We start from the raw sequence: 4,644 nt of genomic DNA on the forward strand, positions 1-4,644 counted from the left end.
CACTCCGGTGAACGTTCCCAGTGTGTCGGTGTCGACAGGTGCGGTCTGTAGGTGGAGCCCGGAGGGACCGCTGAGGGCGCGGGCGATGATGGCGGTCTTGTGATGCTTGGTGGCGACCGCGGCGGAGGCGCCTGCCATCTCGTGGCCTTGCGGCAGCGGCGCGCGAACCTCATCGGTCATCGAACCGCACTTCGGCATGGCCGGACTGGTGGTTGGACTGGTCGCCGGGTCGGGGCGTGGGTGGGTGAGTGGCCCCGGGTGCGTCGGTCTCGGTGGCGAGCACGGTGGTGATGTCGACGACGTGTCCCTGATCGAGGGCGACGAGCCGCAGCCACCCGTTGGCGAGCAGCGTCATGACGTCCGGGCTCTGGCGTAGGGCCGTGGCGAGCACGGCAGGGTCGGCGTCGATGATGACGAGGTGCCGTGAGGGGACGTGCTGGGGGCGGCTGCCGGCGTCGGGGCGGGTGCCGGGGTCGTGGGCGAAGAGGGCCTGCCAGGGCAATCCGGTGCGCAGGTCGCCGTGGGCGCCGGTGAGGACGCCGATGTCGCCCAGGACGTTGTGGGTGGTCTTGTCGCCGGCACCGAGGACGGTGGGGGCGACGGAGGAGAACCAGTACTGCGAGGTGATCCACTGGCTGACGATCACCGGCGCGTTGAGGATCGCAGTCAAGATGCTGCCGTCGGGGTCGTCGTGGCGGTTGTAGGAGTGCAGGAACGTGCGGCCGGCGAGGTCGATGCCGCGGGTGAGGTGTCGCGGGCCGACGATGATGGCCGCACAACCCGCCAGGCCCCACTCGGGCATGGGTTCGGACCAGTCGGTGGCGCGTGCTTCCAGGCTCTGAGCGGCGGCTGCCCGCAGCGGGGTGGTTCGGCGTCCTTGGGTGGGGAGCTGGGTCCGGCGTTCGGCTGCGGTCCGGCGGCCGGCGTCGGTGAGTGCCGGCTGGACGCGTGCTGCGGCCTGGGCATCGGCTGGTGAGGTGATCTGGATGGTGACACCGTCGGTGGTGGTGTCGTGCAGGGCGGCCAGCACCCGGGTGGTCGCTGGGATGGGGATGCCGCGGCGGTCGAGCTCGACCCGGACGGCGGGGTCGTTGAGGACCTGTGCCATGGCCACAGCGTTGAGCAGGCCGGGGTTGCCGCCGCAGGCGCCGCAGTCGTAGGCGGTGGCGTAGGCGTTGTTCTCGGTGGTCGAGCCGTGCCCGGCCAGGAGCAGGACGGGAGCGAACCCGGCGGTCAGACCGATCGTGCGAAGCATCGCCTCGGCGGCATCGGCCCGCTCACTCGTGGTGAGGTGCCGGCCGGGGTCAGCGAGGTCGCGCAGCACCACCGCGCCGGTGCCGATGTCGGTAGCGCTGCCAGTGCCGGCGTGGGTGTCGGTGCTGGTGTCGGTGGTCGAGGGGGGCCGGGCGCTAGAGCGGCTGGAGCTGCCGCGGACGCCTCGGTCGAGGATGCCTCGCCATGTCCGTGGCGCGATGTTCGCGGTGAGCGCGGCGGCGAAGGCGGCCGCTCCGGCGGCTTCGGCGACTGCGAAACCCAGTCCCGGCCGGGCCGCGACGCGGGTCGCGGCGAGAGTCATCGCAGGTAGCGTTTGGAGCCGTTGGTGCGGGACGTCGATCGCGGTGGTCGGGGTGACGATGACGGGGCACTGGTCGAAGGAGGTGCCCTCGGGGAGGTTGACGCGGCCAAGGATGCCGAAGAACCCGGCGAAACCGAACGTCTCGTGGGCACCACTCGATTCTAGGTGCCGTCGGATTCGCTCGGAGCGGACGTCGATGCACCACACGGACTGACTCACCGAATTGACCGCTTCCTGGGTGGGCGAGGGGCTATCGATGGGCTGGGCCTGGCGCTCGGCGAGCGGGGGGCAGAGCAGGTCTTGGGTGGTTTGGTCGAGCGCGTCGAGCCAGACCTTCTGCAACAGCAGGTAGTTCGTCGGTCCCTTGGCCGGAGCGTGGGTCTCGAGGGGCGGGGGGAGGATCGGGGCGCCGTGCAGCACGGCGAGTGCCAGTCGGAGAGCGACGAGCTCGACGAGCGGACTCGCGGTGCCGCTGCGGTGTGCGCGCCACTGGGCATGTGCCACCCACCCCGGTCCTGCCGCCAGGAGGCTCGTGACTACCTCGAAGAGGTCCTGGCGGCTGTGCCCGGCACGATCGAGCAGCTCCATGAGGGCGTGGGCGGGGTCATCGGGCAGCGACGCGGCGAACGCCTGGGCGTCACGGGAGCCAGTGATGAGTCGGTACGTCGGGTGGCGGGTTGACCGCTTCCACAGGTCCCACGGGCCGTGCAGGTCCGCGGTCCGGTCCTCGGCGCGGTGCCAGGCTCGCGCCGCCCACATGTGCGCCTCGGCAACGGCCCGGTTCGCACCTGCAGTCGACGCGGCTGGTGCAGACTCGTCGGGCCGGGCGGCGGGCACCTGCATGGCGACGATGCCGCGGGTCAAGTCGAGGAGCCCGGCGACCCCGGCAGGTCCGCCGCCGACGCCGTGGTCGTCCATGGCACGCTGCAGTGTCTCGTCGCTGATTCGGTCCTGGTCGTACAGGTCGAGGAACCAGGTGAAGGAGGGCCGCAGCGCGATGCCGTGGAACCGTTCGCCCAAGGTCAGGGCGGTGTCGAAGGGCAGGACCTCCAAACCCGCCAGGGGGTTGACGGCGACGGTGGCACGCAACGGCCAGGCGGGGCCCATGAGCTTGCCGGCCATCTCGACCGTCTTTCGCACCAGCGCCGCATCCGGCTCACCGTGGGTGGCCACGTGCGGTTCGGCGGGGGCCGCGATCGTCGCGTGATGCGACCGTGAGACGGAGGGTCGGCGCTGGCCTCCGAGCGGCCGAGTCCGCGGGGGCAGGGAGGTCGAGGAGACCAGGGTCGCCACGGGGTGGCGGCTGCCCGGGTGCAGTCTGGCGGCCCCCCAGGCGAGTAGGGCTACTGCGATGACTGCCGCGACCGCCACCGCGACGCCCCACCCCAGGTCGGGATGGGACAGGTCGGTCCGGGCAGCGACCTGCTGCTCAAAGACGATCGCTCCGAACAGGTAGGTCGCGAGCACGAGACCCCCGCTCGAGGCGACCACCCACCGCACCCCGGCAGTGGTGCGCTCGAGGGCCGCTGCCTCCACACCCACGATCAGCCCCAGCGCCATCGCGGTTCCGAACAGGAGCAGGTGCACCGGCGAGGCCGACACGCCGCCCCATCCAACGAGACCGGCCAGGGTCAGCAGCGCCACTGGGGGAGCCAGGGCCAGAACGGTCAAGGCGAGGACCGATAGTGCCCGCGCTTGCGTCCAAGTCACGGGGCCCCTGACGGACTCGCGTCGTGCCCGCACGACCGCGCCGCCTGCGCGCAGGAACAGCCACGCCTTCCACGCGCCGTGACCCATCAGGTGCAGCAGCGCGGCGGCGGGCGCGCCCAGGCCGACCTGCAGGGCCATCCACCCCATCTGGGCTGAGGTGGAGGCCGCGAGCCGGCCCTTCACGTCCGGGCGCACCCGCTGCTCCAACGAGCACCACACGACCGTGGACAGACCGATGACGGCGAGCACCAGCAGGACCGTCGGCTGCGCGCTGAGCAGGTCCCACTGGAGCACCGCGACGACCCCGGCGGCGTTGACGATCCCGGCGTGCAGCAGCGCCGAGACCGGCGAGGGTGCCTCCGCTGTCTCGGGCAGCCAGCGATGGAACGGTGCCAGCGCCGAACGGAGAACTCCCGCCACAACCACCAGCACCGCGACCACGGTGGCCTGGGTCGAGGCCAGTGCCGACGCAGGATCGCTGCCGTCCAGCGCGAGCCCGGCGGCAGCAGCACCAACGACCGCCGCCCACAGCAGCCCGCTGGACAGCGCCATCGCCCGCTGCACCCGGCTGGCTGCCCGATCAGCGTTCGCGCTTCCCGCGTGCGAGACCAGGTAGCCGAGCAGCACTCCACTGATCGTCCACCACACCGCGACGGTGAAGAGGTCGCCGGCGAGCACAAGCAGCAGCAGGGACAGCGTGACGCCCACATACAGGGCCCCGAAACGCCGCAACCGGCGCTGCCCACGCAAGTTGGTCGAGCTGTACCCGGCCAGCAACCACGTCAACCCTGCGATGTAGGTGGCCAGCAGCAGATTGACCACACCGAATTCGAAGCGCAGCGGCCCCGCTTGCACCAACGTCGTCCCACTCGCCGTCAGCCTATACGTCAGCACCGCCATCGCAGCGGCAATGACAAGGAGCAGGACCGGACGAAGAATGCGGAGAACCGTCATAGGAAGTACAGTACCGGTAGTGTGATGCCGATGAGGGGGGTGTGAGCGGCGCCACGCGCGTCGGATGGCTTCGCTACGGTGGATGGGTGAGTTCGACTGAGCGTTCCTGGACCTTTCTGAGCAACCACGGTCACGTGCTGGTGCTGGTGGCACGCGAGCCCGGGGTGCTGTTGAGCGAACTCAGTCAACGTGTCGGGATCACCGAGCGTGCCGCGCGCACGATCCTGCGTGACCTGGAGGCTGCCGGGTACCTCAGCCGCACCAAGGTCGGGCGGCGCAACCGCTACCAGGTACACCCCGACGGACCGCTGCGCCACCCCGAGGAGTCAACGGCGATGGTCAGCGACCTCCTCGCCATCTTCCCGCGTTAGGACCGTCGGCTCGCGCGACGCGGACCAAAATCA

General features: G+C 70.8%; 3 protein-coding genes. 1 reads left to right on the forward strand and 2 read right to left on the reverse strand.

Going from position 1 to position 4,644, the window contains the following annotated elements:
* Positions 1-180, reverse strand: a 180-nt coding sequence (locus tag ACYQ0U_RS22515; RefSeq protein ID WP_459976123.1) for a hypothetical protein, incomplete at its 3' end; no start/stop codon positions are given.
* Positions 170-4,108, reverse strand: coding sequence for a putative inorganic carbon transporter subunit DabA (locus tag ACYQ0U_RS22520; protein WP_459976124.1), 3,939 nt, complete (start codon positions 4,106-4,108; stop codon positions 170-172). The genes ACYQ0U_RS22515 and ACYQ0U_RS22520, both read right to left, overlap by 11 nt.
* A gap of 173 nt (positions 4,109-4,281) precedes the next feature.
* On the opposite strand from ACYQ0U_RS22520, the gene ACYQ0U_RS22525 reads away from it, so the two are divergent.
* Complete coding sequence (locus tag ACYQ0U_RS22525; protein ID WP_459976125.1) at positions 4,282-4,611, forward strand: helix-turn-helix transcriptional regulator; 330 nt, start codon at positions 4,282-4,284, stop codon at positions 4,609-4,611.
* Positions 4,612-4,644: the final 33 nt, after the last annotated feature.

The sequence above is a fragment of the Nocardioides pyridinolyticus genome, assembly GCF_054653575.1.